The 22,374-nt window shown below is 67.7% G+C and carries 22 protein-coding genes and 1 pseudogene; 8 read left to right on the top strand and 15 right to left on the bottom strand.

Annotated elements, in window-relative coordinates:
- The 4 genes from ACI1US_RS12050 to ACI1US_RS12035 all read right to left on the bottom strand — a co-directional run.
- The coding region (locus ACI1US_RS12050) for a response regulator transcription factor (RefSeq protein WP_461640686.1) at positions 1-518 on the bottom strand (518 nt) is incomplete at its 3' end.
- Entirely contained in the window at positions 515-1,525 is a 1,011-nt protein-coding gene (locus tag ACI1US_RS12045) for a sensor histidine kinase (RefSeq protein WP_461640685.1), read from the bottom strand. The genes ACI1US_RS12050 and ACI1US_RS12045, both read right to left, overlap by 4 nt.
- Positions 1,526-1,607: 82 nt before the next feature.
- A complete protein-coding gene (locus ACI1US_RS12040; protein WP_461640684.1) occupies positions 1,608-2,831 on the bottom strand; it encodes an FtsW/RodA/SpoVE family cell cycle protein in 1,224 nt (407 codons plus the stop codon).
- Between the two features lie 13 nt (positions 2,832-2,844).
- Positions 2,845-4,149: an LCP family protein gene (locus tag ACI1US_RS12035; protein WP_461640683.1), complete on the bottom strand. Its 1,305-nt coding sequence runs from the start codon at positions 4,147-4,149 to the stop codon at positions 2,845-2,847.
- 358 nt (positions 4,150-4,507) lie between these two features.
- On the opposite strand from ACI1US_RS12035, the gene ACI1US_RS12030 reads away from it, so the two are divergent.
- Genes ACI1US_RS12030 through ACI1US_RS12020 form a run of 3 tightly spaced genes read left to right on the top strand, consistent with a single transcriptional unit; the run spans position 4,508 to position 5,899 of the window.
- Complete coding sequence (locus tag ACI1US_RS12030) at positions 4,508-4,657, top strand: hypothetical protein (RefSeq protein ID WP_461640682.1); 150 nt, start codon at positions 4,508-4,510, stop codon at positions 4,655-4,657.
- 9 nt (positions 4,658-4,666) lie between these two features.
- Positions 4,667-5,122, top strand: a complete 456-nt coding sequence (locus ACI1US_RS12025; protein WP_461640681.1) for a hypothetical protein — start codon at positions 4,667-4,669, stop codon at positions 5,120-5,122.
- Positions 5,123-5,143: 21 nt separating this feature from the next.
- Positions 5,144-5,899, top strand: coding sequence for a hypothetical protein (locus tag ACI1US_RS12020; RefSeq protein ID WP_461640680.1), 756 nt, complete (start codon positions 5,144-5,146; stop codon positions 5,897-5,899).
- Positions 5,900-5,962: 63 nt separating this feature from the next.
- On the opposite strand, the gene ACI1US_RS12015 is transcribed toward ACI1US_RS12020, so the two are convergent.
- The 3 genes from ACI1US_RS12015 to ACI1US_RS12005 are packed head-to-tail and all read right to left on the bottom strand — an operon-like array spanning position 5,963 to position 9,341.
- On the bottom strand, positions 5,963-7,081 hold the full coding sequence (locus tag ACI1US_RS12015; RefSeq protein ID WP_461640679.1) for a C45 family autoproteolytic acyltransferase/hydolase: 1,119 nt from the start codon (positions 7,079-7,081) through the stop codon (positions 5,963-5,965).
- Positions 7,078-7,953, bottom strand: a complete 876-nt coding sequence (locus tag ACI1US_RS12010; protein ID WP_461640678.1) for a polysaccharide deacetylase family protein — start codon at positions 7,951-7,953, stop codon at positions 7,078-7,080. Before ACI1US_RS12010 ends, ACI1US_RS12015 begins: the two co-directional genes overlap by 4 nt.
- Before the next feature lie 26 nt (positions 7,954-7,979).
- Positions 7,980-9,341: an APC family permease gene (locus ACI1US_RS12005; RefSeq protein WP_461640677.1), complete on the bottom strand. Its 1,362-nt coding sequence runs from the start codon at positions 9,339-9,341 to the stop codon at positions 7,980-7,982.
- A gap of 254 nt (positions 9,342-9,595) precedes the next feature.
- Here ACI1US_RS12005 and ACI1US_RS12000 point away from each other — a divergent pair, with 254 nt between their 5' ends.
- Positions 9,596-10,378, top strand: a complete 783-nt coding sequence (locus tag ACI1US_RS12000; RefSeq protein ID WP_461640676.1) for an SDR family NAD(P)-dependent oxidoreductase — start codon at positions 9,596-9,598, stop codon at positions 10,376-10,378.
- Positions 10,375-11,124, top strand: a complete 750-nt coding sequence (locus ACI1US_RS11995) for an SDR family NAD(P)-dependent oxidoreductase (RefSeq protein ID WP_461640675.1) — start codon at positions 10,375-10,377, stop codon at positions 11,122-11,124. Before ACI1US_RS12000 ends, ACI1US_RS11995 begins: the two co-directional genes overlap by 4 nt.
- On the opposite strand, the gene ACI1US_RS11990 is transcribed toward ACI1US_RS11995, so the two are convergent.
- On the bottom strand, positions 11,121-12,806 hold the full coding sequence (locus ACI1US_RS11990) for an ABC transporter substrate-binding protein (protein ID WP_461640674.1): 1,686 nt from the start codon (positions 12,804-12,806) through the stop codon (positions 11,121-11,123). The two genes, ACI1US_RS11995 and ACI1US_RS11990, sit on opposite strands and share 4 nt — an antisense overlap.
- Positions 12,807-12,877: 71 nt before the next feature.
- Between ACI1US_RS11990 and ACI1US_RS11985 the strand changes: the two genes are divergently transcribed.
- On the top strand, positions 12,878-14,170 hold the full coding sequence (locus ACI1US_RS11985; protein ID WP_416550151.1) for an MFS transporter: 1,293 nt from the start codon (positions 12,878-12,880) through the stop codon (positions 14,168-14,170).
- A 28-nt stretch (positions 14,171-14,198) separates the two neighbouring features.
- A complete protein-coding gene (locus ACI1US_RS11980; protein WP_461640673.1) occupies positions 14,199-14,711 on the top strand; it encodes a VanZ family protein in 513 nt (170 codons plus the stop codon).
- Between the two features lie 92 nt (positions 14,712-14,803).
- Here the strand turns inward: ACI1US_RS11980 and ACI1US_RS11975 are convergent, their stop codons facing one another.
- Complete coding sequence (locus ACI1US_RS11975) at positions 14,804-15,139, bottom strand: WYL domain-containing protein (protein ID WP_461640672.1); 336 nt, start codon at positions 15,137-15,139, stop codon at positions 14,804-14,806.
- A 22-nt stretch (positions 15,140-15,161) separates the two neighbouring features.
- Positions 15,162-15,293: pseudogene (locus tag ACI1US_RS11970) on the bottom strand (HTH domain-containing protein); the annotation flags it as partial.
- Positions 15,294-15,479: 186 nt separating this feature from the next.
- On the opposite strand from ACI1US_RS11970, the gene ACI1US_RS11965 reads away from it, so the two are divergent.
- A complete protein-coding gene (locus tag ACI1US_RS11965; RefSeq protein WP_461640671.1) occupies positions 15,480-16,370 on the top strand; it encodes an epoxide hydrolase N-terminal domain-containing protein in 891 nt (296 codons plus the stop codon).
- Positions 16,371-16,801: 431 nt separating this feature from the next.
- Here ACI1US_RS11965 and ACI1US_RS11960 read toward each other — a convergent pair whose 3' ends face one another.
- From ACI1US_RS11960 to ACI1US_RS11940, 5 genes are all read right to left on the bottom strand, one after another.
- Entirely contained in the window at positions 16,802-17,416 is a 615-nt protein-coding gene (locus ACI1US_RS11960; RefSeq protein WP_461640670.1) for a bifunctional 4-hydroxy-2-oxoglutarate aldolase/2-dehydro-3-deoxy-phosphogluconate aldolase, read from the bottom strand.
- Positions 17,403-18,401 (bottom strand): sugar kinase, encoded by a 999-nt coding sequence (locus tag ACI1US_RS11955; protein WP_461640669.1) that lies wholly within the window; start codon positions 18,399-18,401, stop codon positions 17,403-17,405. Before ACI1US_RS11955 ends, ACI1US_RS11960 begins: the two co-directional genes overlap by 14 nt.
- Positions 18,394-19,356: a dihydrodipicolinate synthase family protein gene (locus tag ACI1US_RS11950; protein WP_461640668.1), complete on the bottom strand. Its 963-nt coding sequence runs from the start codon at positions 19,354-19,356 to the stop codon at positions 18,394-18,396. The genes ACI1US_RS11955 and ACI1US_RS11950 overlap by 8 nt, the downstream gene beginning before the upstream one ends.
- Positions 19,353-21,185: an IlvD/Edd family dehydratase gene (locus tag ACI1US_RS11945; RefSeq protein WP_461640667.1), complete on the bottom strand. Its 1,833-nt coding sequence runs from the start codon at positions 21,183-21,185 to the stop codon at positions 19,353-19,355. The genes ACI1US_RS11950 and ACI1US_RS11945 overlap by 4 nt, the downstream gene beginning before the upstream one ends.
- A gap of 254 nt (positions 21,186-21,439) precedes the next feature.
- Positions 21,440-22,330 carry an SMP-30/gluconolactonase/LRE family protein gene (locus tag ACI1US_RS11940; protein ID WP_461640666.1) on the bottom strand — a complete coding sequence of 297 codons (891 nt, stop codon included), beginning with the start codon at positions 22,328-22,330 and terminating at the stop codon, positions 21,440-21,442.
- Between the last annotated feature and the right edge of the window lie 44 nt (positions 22,331-22,374).

Raw genomic sequence — 22,374 nt, 5'->3', positions numbered from 1 at the left:
TCGCGTGAGAACGTACGCTCCGGCTCGGCGGCGAGCGCGGCGAGCAGCGCGCTCTCGGTTGCTGTCAGCGTGATCCGGCCGTCGTACGGGGACTCGATCCACTGCTCGTCGGGCGAGAACTCCCACTCCCCGATGTCGAGCACTCGCCCGCCAGCGTCGTAGCGGCGAGTGAGCGCCCGGAGCCTCGCGTTGAGCTCCGCAAATTCGAAGGGCTTCACGAGGTAGTCGTTTGCGCCGGCGTCGAGCCCGTCCACCCTGTCGTGGAGCTGGCCGAGTGCGGTGAGCAAGAGGATCGGCGTCTGCACCCGCCGCGCACGCAGCTCCCGCACCCAGTCGTCGCCGCTCATACCGGGAAGGCCCCGGTCGACGACGAAGGCGTCGAAGTGGCGGGATGCAGCAGCCACCGCGCCAGCCTCGGCGCTCGCGACGAGCTCGACCTCCCAATCCGCGGCGAGCACGTCGCGGATGATCGGCCCGAGCCGCGGATCGTCCTCCACCACCAGCAATCTGAGCTTCACTTGGCTTCCTCCCCGCTCGCAAGCGGAAGCAGCAGTTCGAATTCCGTGCCCTCGGGGCCGGAGCGCGCGACGCGCACCCGCCCGCCGTGCGCGGCGCAGAGCTCACGCACGAGGGCGAGCCCGATGCCGCGGCTCCTGCGCGCGCTGCCGCGCGGCGTGTCCGGTGCCGCCCCCTGCGCGAAGCGGTCGAATACCCGCGCGGGGGTGATCCCCTGGATGCCGCTGCCCTCGTCGCGCACTCGCACGACCGCTTCGGCCCCACGCTTCTCGCCCGTAATGGAGACGGTGCCACCGGCCGGCGAATGGTCGATCGCGTTGTCAACCACCGCGACGAGGCAGCGCCGCAGCACCGTCGCGGGAAGCGCGACCGTGAGTCTGTCGCTCCTGTGCGTGATATTCACGTCAAACTGCCGGGCGACGTCGCCGAGGTCTCGGGCGACTGCGGCGACTGCCTCGTCGAGGGCGGCGCTGCCCCGCGCTTGCGCGGCACCTGACGCGGTGTCGAGCATCTCTTCAATTACCTCGGTCATGATTCGCGCGTCTTGCCGCAGCTCGGTGAGCACCGTCTGCCGGGAGTCACCCGCCGGGGTGAGAGCCGCGAGCTGCTGTGCTCGCGCGTCGATCACCGCGAGTGGGGTGCGCAGCTCGTGACTCACATCTGCGATGAAGCGCCGCTGCAGCCGGAAGGCCGCGTCGAGTGGCTGCACCGCCCGCCGCGCGATCACCCGCGCGGCCAGGCCCGCGCAGAGCACTGCCCCGAGCACGAGGAGCGTGGCGGCGAGCATGAGCTCTCCGGGGTCGAGCCGCACTTCGATTTCACCGGGCTGCGGGGCCTTGTTCGCCTCTCCCGGGGTCGTCTGCCAGAACACGAACGCCAGGATCACTGCGCCGCCGACCACGAAGAGCGCCGCGCACACCGCCATCACTTGCCAGCCGATCCGCGCTGCCGACCTGCGGTAGGCGGCCTCGTCTGGAAGTTCGCGGGAGCTGGGTTGAGACCGAGCCATCTCAAACCTCCTCTTCCCGGGACCGGTCGCCGGCCCCGCGTACCCGTATGGAGTCCACTGTCGCACGTTTGCCTGGACCCAGCTATGCAAGATCGCCGGAACCTGCGGCGCGCGCCTCGTCCGTTTCGCGGGCGTTGGCGGCCTCACGCACACAGGCGAGCACGACGCCGACGGCCATGAGGAGCGAGAGGAGCGAGGTACCGCCCGCCGAAATAAACGGGAGCGGCACCCCGAGCACGGGGATGAACCCGAGCACGACCGAGACGTTCGCGATCATCTGCGCGGTGATCCACGCGCAGAGGCCGCCGAGCACCGCGCGAGCGAACGGTGTCTGGCAGCACGCCATGAGTCCCATGAGCACGGTTGCGAGCGTCACGAAGGCGAGGATCACCACCATCGCGCCAAGGAACCCGAGTTCTTCGCCGAGGATCGCGAACACGAAGTCGTTCTCCGCTTCTGGGAGCCAGTGCCACTTCGCCGTCGAGTTGCCGACGCCCACCCCGAGCACCCCGCCGTTGGCGAGCGCCCAGAAGCCGTTGAGGGTTTGCCAGCAGCCGGCGTAGGCGTGCTCCGCGTCCGTGAGGCAGTCGACCTCGAAGAAGTGCATGATCCGCACGACCCTGTTGGGTTTCACGAGGGTCATGGCGGTGATCCCGAGCGCCGCGACCCCTGCGATCCCCGCGAGGATCCGCAACCGCACCTGCGAGAAGTACAGGCAGCCGAAGACGAGCGCTGCGAGGATCACGAGCGTACCCAGATCACCGCCGAGGATGTTGATGAACATCGACGCGGCGACAACGGGCAGGATCGGGATCACCACGTGGGGCCACCGGTCGAGCAGCCGCGCCTTGTTCGCGATCACCGCGGACACCCAGAGGAGCAACACGAACTTCATGAACTCCGCCGGCTGCATCGAGACGGGCCCGAGCCGCAGCCAGTTGCGGTTGCCGCCGGCCTCGTAACCGAGCGGCGAATACACGAGTGCCTGCAGCGCGAATCCGCCGAGCAGCAGCAGCCACGAGTATCGCCGCAGCACGGCTGTCGGGATGCGGCTGATTCCAAGCATGAGCGCGATCCCGAGCGCCGCATAGCTGCCCTGCCGCAGCACCCCTTCGAGCGGGTGCCTGCCCGCGGAGATCGCCACCACCTGACTCGCTGACTGCACCATGAGCACGCCGACGGCGACGAGCAGCAGCACGACGCTGAGCAACACGATCGTAAGGTTCCTGAGCCTGCCGGGCCGGGCCGGAACGATCGCCCATCGGCTCTCCACGGCTTGGTCGAGGATCACGGTCTGCTGCCTCATCGCGCACCCATTCTCAGTTCACGCAGGGGATGGATCCAGCCCGGATCGGCTCCTCCCACGAGTCGTAGCTTGCGGTTCCGGGAACCGGCTCGGCCGTTTCGGGTCCCTCAGCCGCCTCCGGTGCTGCCTCGTTTTCGGGTACTGCGGCCGGCTCATCCTGCGCGGCCGCATCTGCCTCGGGATCCTCCGGGTCGGCGGTCACCGCGCCGGGGACCTCGACGGGCGCGTCGAAGTACGTGCCGTCGAGCACGGAGGCGACAATGCGCTGGATCTCATCGACGTCGACGAAGTTGACGTCGGCACCGTTGACCTCCCCGAACTCGAGAATGGGGAGCGTGATGAAGTGCGCGCCGTGCTGGGCGACGTCGTTCGCGATCTGCATGAACCCGAGCACGTCGAAGTCCGCGTCGAGCGCAACGTGCTTTTGCGTGACGTCGACGAGTGACCAGATGGTCTTGGGGTTCATGAGGGTGCTCTTGTCTCTGAGCTTCTCCGCGAGCGCAGCAAGGAAGGCCTGCTGCCGCCTCGACCGGTCAAGATCGGTGAGGTACGGCCCGTCGATTCCCGTGTCGCGGCGCTGCCGTACAAAGCTCATCGCCTGCTGCGCGTCGATCTCCTGCACCCCGGCCGCAAAGCTCGCCCCCGAGTAGAAATCCTCCGTCGCCTGATTCAGGCATACCGACACCGGTGCGACGGCCTCGGCCACATGGAAGAAACCGCCCATGGTCATTTCGACAAAATGATCGATCCTGACGTCGCCGAGAAAGTGTGAGACCGTCTCGATCTGAGCCTGCCGGCCGGCCGCGCGCGCTCGGTGATACACCTCTTCCGCGCTGAGATCCTCCTCGGTCTGCCAGGTGAGCTCGTTCATCTCTTCCTGCATCGCGAGCCCGTACGCTTCCTTGATCTTCGTGTAACCCACGCCGAGCGGGGCACCGGGAATCTCGACGTAGTCGTCGCGCGGGATCGAGATTCCAACGGTCTTCGAGCGGTCCTCGGGGATGTGCAGGAGCATGAGTACGTTCGCGTTGTAGCCGCCGTCGTCTGCCCCTCCTGCGTGCAGTGCCTCGTACACGCCGTCAGGCAGCGGGTTGCCGTTCTGGTCGACCCGGCTGTCCATGCCCATAATGAGCACGTTCTGCTCCCCCGGATCCGCGTTCACGATCTCCGCCACCTGCGGCAGCGTGAACTCCGAGCGCACGATGCTGTCTGTGGCGCGGTGCCAGACGACGGCGACCGCGGCTCCGCCGAGCAGCAGCGCGCCCACCACGCTGAGGGAGATCACGGTCGCGAGCCGCTTTCGTCTCCGCCGACTCATGCGAGGCCGGCCAACTGTATCCGGAGTCTCGAGAGGTGGGGCATCGTGCATAGGGTGTCCGTTCGTGCTGCGTGGTCGGGTGGTCGCTGGAGGCACCGCCACCCGATCGCACGAGGGCAGCGACACCACATTCAAGGCTCCCCCGCGCGCTCCAAGGAAGCTCCAAGGATTGCCCGGCGGGTGGGGTGCCGGGCTCGGTCGTGGCCGCACGCGCTGGGAATTCACAGGCTGCAGGTCACAGATCCCGCATTCGGGAATTCCGGAGAGTTCCGGTTCCTCTCCGGAACGATTCGCGGAAACCTGACTGCGTGCTTTGCTGAGCGTGACAACCCACAGTTTTGCTTGAAAGGACCCACACATGGCTATGTACACCGGAACGATCAGTGCCCAGGGCGGACACCAGAGCCGCGTCACCTGCTCGCACTGCGGCGGCGCGTTCTACATCGATCCCCATTTCGCGAAGGCTGGAGGCCGCTGGAACTGCCCGCACTGCAAGCGCGAGAACTAGGAGCCCGCGATGGGATGGTTCTCGAAGAAACCCGCTCCGCAGCCACGCGCGACCGTCGAGCGCATTCGTACCCTCTACGTCGAACGTAACGGCCCGGTGCCCTCGATCTCAGCGCAGCTCGACGCCGTGCCGGGAGTGCTTGGAGTGCCCCGCTCAGACATCGACGAGCTCGAGGCGGTCACGCTGATCCACCGGCTGTTCATCATGTCCGCGACGCAGTACACCGTGAATGTTGGAAAGCCAGACCCGTCGGCCGAGTTTGATGAGGTGGTGCGCACGAGCGGGTTTGACAATGACGCGCTCTGGGACGTTGTCTTTGGTCTCGAGTTCAGCGGCGTTGCTATAGCCGAGGCGCTCGTCGCCGACTGGTTCGCATCGGGCAGGGCAGCCGAGCTCGTCGCCACAGCGCTGCAAGAAAACGGCAAGATCACGCCGCACCGGCAGGTCAACCCGCCCGCGGGCTAACCGCAGGGCGACGCCCACAACGTGCATCAGGCCATGCTCAACATGGGGCTCTACTTTGTGGCCTACGGCCCCGGCGACCCGCAAGACCTCGCCGCTGCGATCAGCGCTGCGGTGCCCGAGGTCACCACCGCGCAGGGCAACTGGATCGCGGGCGAGAACTCGGTCGTCCGCTGGATGATCCACAGCTCGGCTGCGGGCTCAGCTGCCGTGTTTCTCCCGATGATTCCGTCTGAGGAAAGTCAGGAGCCGATCTCCCAGTTCGTCGATCGGCTCTCAGCGATGCCCGAGCCGTGGACGGTGGCGACCGGCAAACTCGATGCCTTCGTTCCCGAGGAGTGCGCGGCGATCATCAATTCGGGGTCTCCGCTCGAGCTGACCGCCCTCGACGCGCTTGCCCCTAGCCCGGTGCGGGAGCAGCGGCAGGCCCTCCGGCAGGCACTGCTCGCAGGCGGCTTCGTCGCGGTCTCGCCGGCGCTCCTGAAGGGGACCTTCCCCGCGGGCGGCGAGCGCACACAGGTCGTCATGTGTGTGTTCAGCCACCAGCTCGGGATCGTGTCGCCCGTGTGCGAGGGCGTCACCAGCGAGCTCCCTGAGCACCTCAGGGGCTTGGACGTCGGACGCTACGAGTTGGCACCGGTGCCACCGTTTGCGGCGCTCCAGTTGGTGCTCGACTACGCGACCGAGAGTGAGCTCGTCTGGCAGGAGGCATATGCGCTCGCGGAGTATGCGGATGCGCACGAGATGCAGCTCAACCCCCACGGGGGCGACCTGCTGTAACGCTGCGGGGAGGGCACGCCCCGCAGCGTTACAGCAGGGCGGCGAGCGCGCTCCCAGCGCGAGCTAGCGCAGCGCGCTCGTTCCCCGCCCGAGGAACCCCGAGTAGTCGGCTGAGGCCCGCGGTGTCTCGCACGGCCTCCCCTCGCTGAGCAGCAGCGTGCGCTCGGCGACGTCAATGATCACCGACATCACCGTCGACCACTGCGACGCCGCGGGATCCCGCGGATCCGGGTGGCAGCAGATCGCTCCCGGAGCGTCCCGGTGGTCGGCGAGTGCCGTGCTGAGCTGCTCGCGCGAGACCGGCCCAAGCGGCGTCGGAATCAGCGCGTCGAGGCGGCCAAGGCGCACGTAGCTGTCTGCCATCGTCACCGTCGCGCGTTCGGTGCCGTTCACGAGCGGCGAGCGGAAATGATTCGTGTGGAGCACCCGCCCGTGCTCCGCAATAATCGGGTGCACGCCTTCCGGGCCACCGGGTTCCGCCTCAATATTCAGGATCGTGCCGTCTGCCCCGGCCAAGACGTAGTTCCCCGACGAGGCGCGCGGCAGCTGGCCGAGCGTGAGCACCGCGTCAAACACTCGCTCGCTGTCGGCGAGCGCGCGCAGCATGACGTGAAACGGGATGCCGTCGGCCACGCCGTCCGCTGAGGTGACGAGCGTGTTCACGCACATCGCGATCCCCGCCTCATTGAGCATCGTCTTGCCGAGCAGCCCTGCCTCGACAATCGTGACGTAGTTCGGGCCGTCCTCCCGGTCGACCTCCAGCACGACGACGGAATCGACGCTGCCCTCGAGCCAGTCCCAGTTCTGCCCGACGAGCGTCGAGCCGTCGCTCGTGTGCGTGGGCTCGATCGCGAACGAGCTGCACTCGCCGCGGGGCGGGGCGGTGACAGCGCTCCACAGGATCTCCGTGCGGCAGTTCAGCGCGAGCACGTCGGCGGTCGAAAGGCCCGAACCCGCTGCGATCCCCTCGATCTCCTCCCAGATGTGCGGCAGCCGCTCCCGGATCGGTGCCTCGAAGCGCGCGGACCGGGTGAGTGCCTCATCCCACGAGATGCCCTTCGCAGCAAAGGCTGCCTCGTAGACACTGCGGGAGTGCGCGATCTGCGTGGCAGCGCGCTCACCGTACTGGTGGCCGCGCTCAGCGGGGCCACCAGATACTCGGATCCTGGGGAAGGTGCTCATCGGTTCATCTCCTGCTCATTCGTTGGCGCGAGCCGTGCCGGCGCTTCGGGGGCCGGCAGCGCGCCCGCCACGGTCTCGAGCCCGGGCAGCTGCGCGACCTCGCCAACCGTGCCGATCCAGGCACCAGCGTCGCGGAGGTGGGTGAGCGCCTGCGCGATGAAGCCGAGCCGCGAGGGCCGCCCGGAGAGCATCGGGTGGTACGTGAGCATCACGTGGCCGCCGAGCCTCGCGATCCCGTCAATCTCCGGTTGCCAGACCTCCCAGACCTCGCGCGGTGAACGGATTGTCTTCTCCCACGTGTCGTTCGCGAACCAGAAGTGCGGCGCATCGTCGAGAATCCACGAGACGGGAACCTCTGCGAGCGGGTGGCTTGCGTGGCGGTACGGGCGAAAGTCGTTGAGTAGGTTCGACGAGTATTCGAAGCCCTGCTCAGTGAGGAGTTCGAGGGTGTGCGGTGAAAATTCCCAGCTCGGTGACCGGTAGCCGCGTACGTCTGCCCCCAGCTCGCGGAGCACCGCGAGCCCGTCAATGAGCTCGGCGCGTTCGGCGTCGCGGTCGAGCGCCGTCGGCGAGGTGTGCGAGTGCCCGTGATGGCCGATCTCGTGCCCGGCCGCAATGATGCTTCGCACCGCATCCGGGTGACGCAGCGCGTCCTTCCCGCAGACGAAGAACGTCGCGCGGACGCCGTGTTCGGCGAGCAGGTCGAGGATCAGCGGAACCCCTACGCGCGCGCCATAGGCCCCCTGCGAGAGGACCCCCGGCCTGTGCGCGTTCTCCGGCTGCTCACCGATCCACACCTCCTCGGCATCAAAATCGAACGAGACCGACGCCCCGAAGCGCGCGTTTCCCGGGTACTTAATCACCGAGCTCATCTCACTTTCGTCCGGCAGGTGCCGGCTCAGGCCTGATCTTCGCTAAAGTCAACGGGCGCGAGCGGTCGCCGGAACCCGCGGGTGCTCACGAGGAGGTACACGAGCCCGAGGCCCATCCAGATGAAGCCGACGATGAAGGCGATCCCTGTGAGACTCGTCCACAGCCACGCGGTCACGACAAAGCCGAGCAGCGGGATGAGGCCGTGGCGGATCAGCGAGCCGAGGCCGAGCTGCCGCTCGTTGATGAGGTAGTGCTTGATCACGCTGAGGTTCACCATGGAGAAGGCGGCGAGCGCGCCGAAGTTGATCATGACGACGGCCTGCTCGATCGTGAGCACAGTGGACAGCAGCGCGACGACGGCGACAAGGCACAGCGCGACCACCGGGGTTTTGCGCGTCGGGTGAAGGAACGCGAGCTGTCGCGGCAGCACCCGATCGCGGCCCATCGAGAACAGGATCCGGGCCACGCTGGCCTGCGACACCATCGCCGACGCGAAGCAGCCGAGCACATAGACGATCACGAAGATTACTCCGAAGATCTGGCCGCCGAGCTGCACCATGATCTCGACGCCCGCGGCGTCGGGGTTTTCGTAGTTCGTTGCGGGGTGGGCGAGGTTGCCCGCCCAGGCGACGACCGCGAAGATGAGGCCGGCGAGCACGGTCGCGATGACGGTCGCGCGCGGCACGGTCTTGCGGGGGTTCTTCGCTTCCTCCGCCATCGTGGAGATGCCGTCGAAGCCGAGGAAGCTGAAGGCGAGGATCGCAGCACCGCCGACGATAAGCGGGAACTGTTCGGTGGTCGGGGTGAACGACGCGAGGGCTTCTCCGGGAACGGCCTGCGAGTTGCTGAAGCCGAGGATCACGAAGATCCCAATCACGACGACGGTGACGCCGAGAATGAGCGCAGAGACGCGGCTGACGACTTTCACGCCGAGTACGTTGAGCACGAGCACGAGAAGCAGCAGCCCGAGGCTGAACACCCACGGTTCGACGGTCGGGATGATCGAGTTCAGGTAAACGCCAGCGAGGAGGAAGCTCACCATCGGCAGGAACAGGTAGTCGAGCATGAGGGTCCACCCCGTCATGAACCCGGTCTTCGGACCGAACGCGTGGGTCGCGTAGCGGTAGGCGGAGCCCGCGGCGGGCACCGCGACGACCATGCGCCCGTAACTGTAGGCGGTGAGCAGCATCGCAAGCGTTGCCAGGAGGTAGGTTGCCGGCAGCAGCCCCTCGGTTTGCTGGTTGATGAGCCCGAAGGTCGTGAATACCGCGACGGGAGACATGAAGCTCAGGCCGAAGATGACGAGCGCGGGCAGCCCGAGGGTGCGGCGGAGCGCCCCGGGGTTGGACGATGGGGTGACGAGGGTCGCAAGTTGCGAGGACGACATCGCTGTAAGTCCTTTCTTGGAGGATTGCTCGACTACTTCGCGAGCGCAACAGCAACACTCGCCGATCCGGCAGGCCCCCTCAATCCGTATTATTACGCAGTGCGACGCAACCGCGCGAAGACGCGCAGCCCCACCGGAGACTCCCGGCAGCACAATACGCACTTTTGCTGATTGCCCAGACCAGCGCATGCCCGTTTGACTTACTGTGGTGCCCTGACTGGGTGCCCCAGCACGGTGATTCTGAGAGGTGCGCGATGCGACCACCAACACACGACACTGGCCGGGCCCCCGTTGCGGTCGTCACGGGCGGCGCGAACGGTATCGGCCGGGCCGTTGTCGACGCGCTCGTCGCCGACGGCTGGTCGGTTGGCGTGCTCGACGCCGACCCGTCAGTCACCGAGGCGTTCACCGATTCACCCGAGGTGCTCCCGATCGCGTGCGACGTGAGCGACGAGGCCGCGATGCGCGACGCGATCAATGCCGTCGCGATTCGGTTCGACGGCCTCGACGCGGTGGTCGCGAACGCCGGCGTCGGCGGGCCAGACACGAGCATGCTCGACACCTCTGCCGCCGCGATACAGCGCGTCATGGATATCAACTACGGCGGATCTCTGCACGCCGCCCGCTTCGGGGCCGAACAGATGCTCCGCACCGGCGGCCGCGGCCGCATCGTCTTCCTCGGTTCGCTGTTCGCGCAGCAGCCCGTCGCAGGCGCAGCCGCGTACATCTCGTCGAAGGGTGCCGTGACGGGCCTCACCCACGCGCTCGCAGTCGAGCTTGCGCCCGCGATCACGGTGAACGCCGTCGCCCCCGGATACATCATGACGGAGATGCACCGCGAGGAGCTTCGGTCACGCGCCGAGCGCGCGGGAACCAACTTCGCCGAGCAGGAGCGCCTCGTGCGTGACCTGGTCCCGCTCGCCAGGCACGGCAGCCCAGCGGACATCGCCGGAGGTGTGGCCTTCCTGCTCTCTGATCGGGCCGGCTACATTACGGGCCAGACACTGAACATCAACGGAGGAGTACAGGTTTCATGATCCATCCCACCGCGCCTGACGCGCCATACCGCCTCGTCGTCTCTGGGGCGGCCTCAGGCATCGGTGCCGCCGTCGCCCGCGGTGCCCTTGCCCGCGGCTGGGAGGTGCTTGGGCTCGACCTGCCGCACCTCGAGGGCGACTCCGGGCCCGTGCCGATCATCGGCTGCGATGTCTCTGACGAGGAGGCGGTCGTCGCAGCCTTCGCCCGCGTTGCGGAGCACTGGCCGGCGGGGCCGGACGCGCTCGTGCACAGCGCCGGCGTCTACGCCGTCACGCCGCTCCTCGAAACGGGGGCGGCCGCGTGGGATCGCGTGCTCGGCATCAACGCGCGCGGCAGCTTCCTCGTCGCGCGCGAGGGCGCACGCGCGATGGCCCCGCGCTCGGGCGACCGCTCGGTCGTGCTGCTCTCGAGTGTCGGGGCCGTGCGCGGCGACGACCGCGAGCCGAGTGCGGCCTACTCAGCTTCGAAGGGTGCCGTCACCTCGCTCACGAGGCAACTTGCCGCGGAGTTTGGCTCCGCCGGCATCCGCACCAACGCAGTCGCGCCCGGCGTGATCGACACGGCGATGACGACACTCACCAACGACCCCGAGGCCTCCGACGCGTTCTTCGCATCGCGCGTTCCGCTTCGCCGCGCCGGCACCGCCGAAGAGGTCGCGGCGGCGTGCTTGTTCCTCGCCGGGCCCGAATCGGCGTACATCACGGGCGTCGTGCTTCCCGTCGACGGCGGCCAGGCGATCCTCTAGCCGCGCGACGGCAGCACGCTCATGCGCCCGCCGCGATAGCGGTAGGTGACGTACGGCGTCGCGAGCGAGCGGTCCGAGGAGTCGCGCGGGTATCCCGCGACCGTCTGGCTCGGGGTTCCCAGGTCATAGGTGCCGTTCACCCCGCGGTGCACGACACTACGCAACACCTCGGAGACGTCGGCGGGCCGCCGCGATCCCGCATACACGAATGCGCGTGCGAGCATCTGTGCCTGATCATATGAGGCACTCGACTGGCTCCATCCCGGCGCGACCCCAAACGAATTCCGGTAGCCGGCGGAGAACCGGTCGCCAAGCGCATCGGTCGTGCGCCCGGTAGTCGTCGACCACACGAGCCCCTCCGCGTCATCGCCCAGTTCCTCGAAGAACCGTGGAATCGACGGCGTATACAGGTGGTAGACAGGCGTCGTCGTCGAGATCCGCCTGATCGCGCGCTGAATACCGATCGCAACGTCGACACTGAGGTGGGAGACGACCACGAGCGCGGGGTCGTGCGCGAGTGCATCACGCGCGACGCGATCCGCATCGGGCACCGAGAGGCCGACCCGAACCGCCCCGCTCAGCACGATCCCCGTGCCGTCGAGCGCGTTCAGCAGCTCCGGTCCGGTGACGCTGCAACCGTACCCGTCGAGCTCGATGACCGAGATCCGCGGTGCCCGCAGCCTGCCCGACTCCGCGGCCTCGCGTAGGTAGGCGGTGAGGCCCGCCGTATAGGAGTGCTCCGTCGGCGAGGTCTGGAAGAGGTGGGCGTAGCGGCTCGGCTCCTCTTCCACGAGATGCGCCGACTCGGACCACGAGTTGGTGTGCAGAAATGGCCGCCCGAACTCGGCGGCGAAGTCGAGGATCCGCGGATCCAGCGCGCTCGCATAGGTGCTGAGCACCGCGTCGACATCCTCCGCCTCGAGTCGGGCGAGGCCTGACGTCACCGACTCGGGCGAGAGCGGATCGATCGTGATCTGCACGGTCTCGAACGGCCGCCAGCCCGGCCCGCGCTGCTTCGCGGCCACCTCCGCGAGCGCGAGCTCGGCGCCCTGCGCCGCCTCGGTCCCGTCGTCGCTGAACGCGCCGGTCGTCACGAGCAGCCCGATGCGCAGCGGGGCGGGCCGCGTCGGCCTCGCCTCTGCGATCGCGGGCCCGGACGGCTCCCGCACGAGGGCGTCGAGGCGCAGCGCGGGCACTGTCGCCGACGAGATCGCGCGCCCCACCACCGGCAGTAGGTGATAGCCGCCTGCCGCGAACGCTGAGGCAAGCGCAGAGCGGCTCTCGAGCCCCTGCTTCGCAAGCAGCCTACTCACCTGCGTTGACACAGTTCGGGCGCTCGTGCCGAGCCTCGCAGCGATCGCTTTGTCGCCAAGACCGGCCGAGATGAGCGTGCCGATCTCAAGCTCCCGCACCGACAGCTCGGCTGGCGGGCCGGCCAGCGGGGTCAGGGAGACGCGGATCCGGTCCGGCCCAAGCTCCGTCTCCCGCGCTCGCAGCTCAACCAGAAACCATGCCTCGGCCGAACGGAGCGAAAACCGCAGCAGCTCGTCGCCGAGCACGGCTCCGGCGCGCACGTACGCGTCAAGAAACCGGTAGGGCGCGGGAAGCGGCTCGGGTCGCCCATGAACGAGCGCGAGATCCCATTCCCGACTCGCCGCTCCGTGAGGCGTATCAGCGTGCATCCCTCAAGTGTAAACGCCGAAATCCCACCGATCCTGAGGGAGACTGGCGCTCATTGCTACAGTGAGGTCTGATGAATAGCGTTGAGGTGCCCGAAGACCGACCACGAAGGTTCGGAGCACTCCGTGACCGCCGCTCCGGCCCCTATATTGGGGGCGCGTCGCTGTCGATGATGGCAGACAACATTGAGCACGTTCTGGCCTACTGGGTGCTCTGGCAGACTTTCCACTCGCCGTGGCTCGTCGGCTTCCAGATCGTGAGCCACTGGCTGCCCTATCTCCTGTTCTCTGTTGCCGCGGGCGCGCTCGCGGAGCGCTTCGATCCGCGCCGCGTGATCCAGGTCGGGCAGGCCCTCTTCATGTCGGTGTCAGCCGCGTGGGGGATCCTCTTCCTCACCGGCACGCTCGAGCTCTGGCACGCCTGCGTACTCCTCGTGCTGCACGGGCTCGCCGGCTGCCTCTGGATGCCCGCCGAGCAGCTGCTGCTCTATAAGTTCGCGGGCCCGAAGCAGCTCCCGGGCGCGATCCGGATGAACGCGACCTTCCGCTCGCTCGCGTTCCTCGCGGGCCCCATCGTCGGCTCGCTGTTGCTCCTCGGCCTCGGCCCCGCGATCGGGATGTTCGTGAACATCCTGTTCTATCTGCCGCTCACGGTCTTCTTGTGGTTCGTGCGGATCGACCGGACAGATGCCACGGCAGCGCCAGCAGCGGCGAGCCCAGCACCGGCCCGCTCGACCGACAAACGAATGACCTTCTTCTCGGCGTTCGGCGTGCTGCGCACCATCCGCCGCGACCGCGAGCTGCTCGGCATGATCCTGCTGTCGGCCCTGAGCGCCGCGACCATCGGCTCCGTGATCCAGAACGCAATGCCGAACTTTGCCGAGAGCCTCGGCGCGGGCTCCGCGGGTCTCGCCTACGGGGTGCTGCTGTTTGCAAACGGCGCGGGCGGCGTGATCGGCGGCTTCCTCCTCGAAGCCACCGGCCGCGTCCCCACGACCGCGCGCACCGCGGTCATCGCGGCGACGATCCTCGGGGTCACCACGATCGTGTTTGCCACGAGCTCCGTCTACCCGGTCGCGGTCATTGCCCTGCTCATCGGCGGCGTCGCCCGCATCACGGCCGACGCGACCGAGATGAGCATCGTGCAGCTGCGCGCCCCCGACGACGAGCGCGGCAGGGTGATCGGTGCGTACACGATGTTCGGCCCCGGCATGATGACGTTCAGCGGCCTGAGCGTGGCCGTACTCGGCTCACTCTTTGGGCTGCGCGGGTCGGTGTTGTTCGGCGGCATCGCGCTCACGGTCGGCGCGATCGTGCTCGGGTTCTTTATTCTGCGGCCGCAGCGCGCCGCTGCGGCCGAGAGCTAGACGCCGACGGATAGAAGGAGACGCACTCGTGTTTGCAACGCTGCTCGTCATCTACCCGTGGCTCGCCCCCGTCGTGCTGGCGACCTGTATCGTGCTCAGTCCCGCCATCGGCAGGTGGTTGCTGCCCCGACACCGCCTCGCTGTTTGGCTGCTCTCCGCGTACTGCGGGGTGCTGCTCGCAATCGTATTTCTTCCAAGCGGTCGCACCACCGATGTGTCTTGCATGATCGAGTGGACGCTGCCTCTCCCGAGCGCCCCAGAGCCGTTCGCAAACGTTGTGCTTTTCGTTCCGCTGGCGTACCTCATGGCGTTGCTGCTGCGTCGACCGCTCGTCGCCGCGGCCGCGGCGATCGCCATCTCGGTCGCCATCGAGATGACGCAGGCGCTCATTCCGGTGCTCGGGCGGAGCTGCTCAACGAACGACCTGCTCGCAAACTCGATCGGCGCGATACTCGGTGCTGCGCTCGCGAGGGGCGCGCTGCAGACGCAACAGCGAGAGGGAGGCCCCCGGCTTCGGTCGCGCGGGGGATCCCCACAATAGGTTGCTCGTACACCGGCGTCGGGTGTGCTGAGTTGCGTCATCCTTAAACGGCACACGGCACGAACCCGAGCACATTTTCCGTCGCAAACCGCTCATCGGCTGTCCGATCTGAACCTACCGACTGCCTCGAGCACGCACGTTCCGTCGCCGCCATCACTGATGTTTACCGCGGCCGCGTCAAGGCGTTTCGCGGTGACGTCCGCCGTCGCGCGGATCCGCACCCGAGCCGTGTAGGGGTATGGGGCAACGGCAGTATTACGTAGCGCAAAGCGCCGAACTGCGTGATCCGGGATATTCCGAGCAGCGAAGAGCTCGCGCAGCTTGACCACCCTGACGACCCGATCGAGACGCAGCGTACGCCACGCTCGCTTCTCGAGATCGTAGGCAACCAAGTACCAGCGCAGCGGCAACTGTGTCGAGAGCGACATCCGGGGCAGTGGACGCCATCGGCAGGTCGTGAATATCACGCCGCAGAGTTCGTTCACTGATCTCACGCCTGGCACTGAGCTCAGGGCCAGTCCATTCCCGTCGCGACTGCAGCAACGACAGCAGCTCGAGTACGCGAGCGGTTGTGCTTTCCATGCGGGACCTTTCCCGTCACTCCGGCCGGATTCTGGCCGGAACACTCGGGAGTATTGTGACAGGTTTGCCTCACACCTCAATGAAGAGATTCGCCCCCTTCCGGCTCTCCATCCCGGAAGCCGACCTGCACGACCTCCGCGAGCGCCTCGGCGGCCCGCGGTTTGCCACTCCCCCTCCGCACGATAGTTGGAGGCCAGGGGTGCCTGTGCATGTCTGAAAGACCTGGTCTCGCGGTGGGGCGTACACGATTGGCGAGCGAGCGAGGCTCGGATCAACCGGCATCCTCAGATCCTCACACGCATCGCTGGGCAGCACATTCACTCGCTACACGTGAGATCGCCCCGCAGCGACGACGGCTGGAGTCCACACCGCGTCGCAGCCGCATACGTTGACCTCATGGATCGGCTGGGGTACGAGACGTTCGCGGTGCAGGGTGGGGACTACGGTGCGCTGGTCGCCGTCGAGATTGCTCGCGCAGTACCTAACAGGCTCCTCGGCATGCATATCCGCGGATCGCTTGCTTTCCCCGAGGGGCTCGACGCGGGGCAGGTTGCGGCTTTCTCGCTGCTAGAACGCGATCGCTTGCGACGCATTCAAGCATTTGCAGTCAGCGAATCGGGGTACATTTCGATTCAGTCGACCAGGCCATGGGGCATCGGCGCCATGGCCGCAGACAGTCCCCTTGCCACGCTCGCTTGGATGTACGACAAGCTTCAGGGCTGGACGCATCCGCCCAGAGAAAGACGGCGTCGACGTGCTCGGGCCTCGTTTCGTGTTCGACAGCGCGTGTCCGTGCCGGTTCACCAATGGTGCTGGCTCCGCGGCCGATGTCGTGTACGCACAGTCGTCCGGGGGTCCCGCACCACCTGTGCTCCTGCGACCCCCGTTGGCGTCATCTCGTTTGCGCACGACGTCGCAATCCGAGCGTTTCACGACAGACAATTCAACACCGCACGCTGGACTGATGTTCCAGACCGGGGAGGGCACTTCGCGGCGTTGGAAGAGCCGTCCCGTGTGGTCGCCGACATCCGTGACTTCTTCCGAGTCTGCCGCGCCCCTGCCGCACCGACTCGATAGGCCCGCGCGCGACCTTAGTGGGCTCTTCACAGTTGGAGGTGTGGGGCATCGGCGGGGAGTCCGTGACGAGTGCGGCATTGCCCCACTCTCTGAAAGGCCAGAATCACCTGACGCGACGAACGCATCTGGGGAGCTGCGACAGGCACACGGCACGCGCCCATCTGCGCTGCATGGCAAGGGCGCGAAGTGCCCGCGGCTGTCGGTTGCGCTGGTCGGGGTTCCTCCGCGCCAATAGGCCCGGGGCGAAACCCCTTCTCGCTACGGTCACCACGTTTCCAGGGAGAGGGCACACGTCCCCTGATTCGCTCACAAGACATGTCCTCAGCGAAGTCAGGAGTGATTTTCCGTAGAAACCTCATGACCTCGCTGAGGTCATGGGTGTTGAGCGTTCTTCGTCGCGGAGGTCTACACCTTCAATCGTGAAGAGCCCCTTAGGGCCGCCGCATGCCCTGCAGCTGCTCGTCGCTGAGCTGAGCGAAGACCCCGCCGAGGGACACAGCACCCGCGCCCGCGTCGAGGAACGTCTCGGCGTTGTCGCCGTCGATTCCGCCGGTCGCGACGAAGCGCACATCGGGGAACGGCCCCCGCATCGCGGTGATCCACGAAGCGCCGAGCTCGCGCGCCGGGAACGCCTTGAGCCATCGCAGGCCGGCCAGCGAGGCCTGCTGCACCTCGGTGGCTGAGCCGACGCCGGCCAGGTGCGGCATTCCGAGCTCGATGCTGCGCGCCGCCACCGCGAGGTCGAGGCCCGGCGCCACGGTGAACGCCGCCCCGGCCGCGGCCGCACGCTCGACCAGCTCGGTGCTGATGATCGTGCCCGCGCCGGCCTGCACTCCGCGGTTCGCGGCCTCCGCGATGCACGCTCGCATTGCCAGCTCGCTCTCCTCATTCTGCAGAGGCACCTCGATGAGGCTGATGCCCGCGTCCCAGGCCCGGGTTGCGAGGGCCAGCGTCTGCTCGGCGTCATACCCGCGGAGAATGCCCATCGCGCGGTTGCTCGCAAAGGCCTCGTCAAAGTAGGTGTTCGACAGTTCAGCGTTCATCATGGTGCGCTCCTCGGCTTTCGTGTGTCGGCCCCCAGGTGCGGGGATCGCGTATTCGGTGTTCGAGCTCAGCGGCGCTCATCGCTTCGCCCTGATCAGTAGTGGACACGAGTGCGGCGGCAGCGAGGAGGTGCCCGGCCTTGACCGAGTCGACGCTGCCCCAGCCGCGCAGCGTGCCGAAGAGAAAGCCGGCGGCGAAGGCATCGCCGGCGCCGACCGCGTCGACGACTTCGACCGGCAGCGCAGGGACCTCCTCTCGGTGCCCGCCAGCGTAGACAGTCGCTGCCCGCGGCCCGTCCTTCACGACGAGGGTTTCGGGCGTGGACAGCGTGCGGCGCACCTCGTCGGGGGTCTCGCAACCCCACAGCGCCTCGGCCTCGTCGAGCCCGATGAACACCAGGTCGCTGCCCTCGGCGATGTCGCGCAGCACGGCCGAGGCCTCCGCGACCGTTGGCCACAGCACCGGGCGGTAGTTCACGTCGAAGGCGAACACGCTCCCGCTCGCGGGCGCGGCCTCGACCGCAAACCGAAGCGCGGCCTCGCAGCTGCCGGAGAGCGCAGCGGTGACCCCGCTGCTGAGCAGCACCCGCGGCTCAAGTGCGAGTGCGCGCTCGACGTCTGCGCGCGTCATCCGGCTCGCCGCGGAATCCTTGCGGTAGTAGTGCACCTTCCGGGTGTCGCCCCGCACCTCCTTCACGAAGAGCCCGGTCTGGGCTGCGGAGTCAACGGCGACGGCTCCGCAGTCGACGCCCTCCGCGGTGAGCGCGTCGCGGATCCGGGCCCCGAAGGCGTCGTCACCGAGCCGGCTCACCCACGCGGTGCGGGTGCCGAGCCTGCTCAGGCCGATCACGACGTTTGATTCCGCGCCTGCCTGGTGAAGCATCGCACGGTCGGTGTCTGTGAACCCGGGGGCGCCGTCTGGCACCAGCTGCACCATCGTCTCGCCGAGACCGACGACGTCGTTCCCGGGACCGTTGCGTTCACTCATGAGGCCCTCCGCTCCTGGTCCCCGCCTGACCGCCCGCGACGCTCAGCTCCGCCTCGAACTCCCGGAGGAAGCGCGCAATCATCGCTTCCTCCTCAGCATCGAGCGCGCGCGCCGGAGCGCGGCAATGCTCTGAGTCGATGAGGCCGCGCAGGCGCGAGATCCGCTTCTCCGCGGCAATGATCAGCTCGACGCCCTGCATCCAGTACGAAATGTACGGCAGCATCCGCGTGTGGAGCGCGATCGCCTGGTCCTCTCTCCCCGCTTGCCAGTTGGCCCACAGCTGGAGGTAGAGCTCGGTGAACGAGCAGCCCGGCTGCGCCCCGACTGCGCCACGGCGAAGCGCGTCGATGAGCTGCACGCCGCCGTAACCGACCACCGATGACAGTGCCGGAGTCTGCTCGAGCAGCTGCGAGATGAGCGCGCCAGGTGGGGTGGATTCAGCCTTGACCTGGCAAATATTGGGAAACTCCCGTGCCATTTCGGCGATGATCGGACCGTCGAGCGCGGTGCCGGTCTGCGCGGGCGCATACTGCAGCACGACGGGCGTGGGGGCTACCGCGCGTGCGATCTCTTGGACGTGCTGCCGCACCGCGGCGCTGCTCGGGCCCAGCTGGTGCGGCGGCAGCACGTTGATCGCCCCCGCGCCCTGCCGCACGGCGCTCCTGGCCCGGTCGACGGCGAGCTTCAGCGCGTGGTCGGGCACCGAGATCACCGCGACGAAGCCGGCGACATCGCGGGTGCGGTCGAGCAGCAGCGTCGTGAGCGTGTCGCGCTCCGCGTCACTCAGCTTGAGAAACTCAGAAGCAAAGCCCGGGTACATCACCGAACGCACCCCGATGCCCACGAGGTGGTCGATAAGCCGCTCAAACCCCGGGTAGTCAACCTCGCCGTCAGCGGTGAACGGGGTCTCCAGAACCGGGCAAATCCCGGATACCGGGTACTCTCGGACTGTCAAAACGCCACCCTCTCAGCCTGATCCCCCGACCTGCCAACGAGGAAGTCGAGGTCGACCCCCTTGTCGGCTTGGAGGACGTGATCCACGTACATTTTTGTCCACCCGCGATCGCGCTCGATGGCGGGCGGGGCCCAGGCCGCGCGCCGCGCGTCAAGCTCCTCATCGGAGACGAGCATGCTCAGCTCGCGATCCGCAACGCTCATGCGCACGATGTCGCCGGTCTGCACGAGCGCGAGCGGGCCGCCGACCGCAGCTTCCGGCGCGACGTGCAGCACGCACGCGCCGTAGGCTGTGCCGCTCATGCGCGCGTCGGAGATGCGCAACATGTCGCGAATGCCGAGGTCGAGCAGCCGCTTCGGCAGCGGCAGGTTGCCGACTTCCGGCATGCCGGGGTATCCGCGCGGCCCGCAGTTGCGGACGATGAGGACCGAGCGCTCGGTCACGTCGAGATCAGGATCTTCAGCCACCGCCATATAGTCCTCGAGCGAGTCGAACACGATTGCCGGGCCCTCGTGCTCGAGCAGGTGGGGCTCGGCCGCGCTGATCTTCAGCACTGCGCCGTCGGGTGCGAGGTTGCCCCTGATCACCGCGGTGCCGGACCCGGCAGGCAGCACCGGGCTGTCGAGCGGCCGAATGACCTCCGGGTCGTCGTTTCTCGCCCCGAGCATGCTCTCGCCGAGCGTCTTGCCGGTCACCGTCATCACTCCAAGATCGAGTGTGTCTTCGAGCACCGTCACGAGCGCCGGGATCCCGCCCGCGTACGCGAACTCCTCCATGAGGTAGCGGCCGCTCGGCATGAGGTCGACGAGCAGCGGCACCTCGCGCCCGATGCGGTCGATGTCGTCGAGTGTGAGGTCGACGCCTAGCCGCCCGGCGATCGCGAGCAGGTGGAGGATCGCGTTCGTGGATCCGCCGATCGCGCTGTTCAGCTTGATCGCGTTCTCGAAGGCCCTGCGCGTCATGATCTCCGACGGGCGCAGGCCCGACTCTGCGAGCTCTACGGCGCGCGCACCGGTGTCCTCGGCGAGCACCGTGCGTCTCGAATCGACCGCCGGAAGCGCGGCGGCCCCGGGCAGTTGCATCCCGAGCGCCTCGGTGAGTGAGGCCATCGACGACGCCGTTCCCATGGTCATGCAGTGCCCGGCAGAGCGGTTGAGCCCGGACTCGAATTCGGTGAACTCCTCCTGGGTCACCTCGCCAGCGCGCAGCGCCTCGGTCATGCGCCAAATATCGGTTCCCGACCCAACCGAGCGGCCACGGAAGCGGCCGTTGAGCATGGGTCCGCCGGTGAGCATGATCGCCGGCAGGTCGACGCTCGCGAGCCCCATGAGCCCCGCGGGTGTGGTCTTGTCGCAGCCGGTGAGCACGACCACGGCGTCGAGCGGGTTCGCGCGGATCAGCTCCTCGAGTTCCATCGCCGCCATGTTGCGGTACAGCATCGAGGAGGGCCGCATGAAGGGCTCCCCCAGCGACATGAACGGGAACTCGAGCGCGACGCCCCCGGCCTGGTGGATGCCGCGGCGAACACCCTCGGCGAGTTCACGCAGGTGCGCGTTGCAGGGGGTGAGCTCTGACCAGGTGTTCGCGATCCCGATCACCGGGCGACCGTCGAACTGGCGGCCCGACAGCCCCATCTGGCGCAGGTGATGGCGGGCGATGAACCCGTTCTTGCCGCCGTCGCCAAGCCACGCGCCGCTGCGCCGGGGTGCGGGCTGGGGCTGGTGTTCCGCCGCGGGCTGGTGCTCGCTCGCGGGTGTGGGCTGCTGCCGGTGCGCGGGCTGCGCCTCGCGGTCCCCGAGCCCCGTGCTGCCGAGGTTGATGGCGCTCACGCGGCACCCCTCGAGGCCAGTAGTTGCTCAATGACTCGCTGGCTCATCGTCGAGCCTCCTTCGTGCACCTCGTCGTGGTCAGATGTGCGCACACTGGCGCGTTAATAATCACATTATATGTTTATCTAACGCGCAAAGTCCACATCTGAGCGCTGCCCCGCGAGCGCCGCGGGGCAGCGCGGCACTCGCGGGGCGGAGGCGCGAGGCACCACCCGACGCAGGCGAGCGGCGCCACCCGGCAGAGGCGTGAGGCGCTACCCAGCGAACGCGTGGGCGGGGAGCCCCACGGCCCCCGTCTGCACCGCGAAGATCGCCCCGGCGTTCGGGAAGAGCTTCTCTTCCTCCGGGCCGTAGCCGTCGCGGGAGGTCGTGATAAACAACGTGGCGTAGTCGGGCCCGCCGAAGGCGCAGCTCGAGGCCTGCGGGGCATCGACTTCGACGACACCGAGGAGCTCGCCCGCCTGCGAGTAGCAGTGCACGGCCGAAGCGCCCCAGATCGCAACCCACAGGTTGCCAGAGGTGTCGATGCACATCCCATCCGGCCCGCCCTCGCCCGAGATCGGAATGGTCAGCTCGTTTCGCACGAGTTCGCCTGAGCCGTCGGCAGCCTCGCTGAAGGTGCGGATTTCCCCGGTCGGAGTATCGATGTAGAACATGGTGCCGCCGTCTGCCGACCACGCCATTCCGTTCGAGATCGTCACGCCCTCGAGCACTTCGCGCGCCCCTTCGGCGTCGAGCCGGTAGAGCGATCCCGCACCGGGAGTGACGTCGTTCGCCATCGTGCCAGCCCAGAATCGCCCGCGCGGGTCAACCTTGCCGTCGTTCATTCTCCGCGAGATGCCGTCGGCCGGGAGCACCGCGGCCACGGGCGTCACTTTGCCGCTCTCGTCGAGGTGCGCGAAACCATCGCCGGCCGCGAGCATCCATCCGCCGGCCGCGGCAGGCACGACTGCGCCTGTTGAGCGCCCGACCTCAATCACGCCGAGCTCGCTAGGCCCACCCTCCCCGTATTCGAGCGTGCGGATCACGCCGCGGTGCTGATCCACCCACATCAGGCGCGAGTTCGCCTCATCCCAGAGCGGCCCCTCCGCGTGCTCCGAAATAGGAGGCACCACCATTGCTGCCTGCCACCGATCACCCTGCATGTGCGTTCCTCCTCGCGGAAACCTGGACCGGCGCGCGACCATCG

The organism is Leucobacter sp. BZR 635 (assembly GCF_048061935.2).
Lineage (GTDB): Bacteria > Actinomycetota > Actinomycetes > Actinomycetales > Microbacteriaceae > Leucobacter.
The sequence above is the reverse complement of the archived record's forward strand: the minus strand, read 5'-3'. Positions and strand labels throughout refer to the sequence as shown.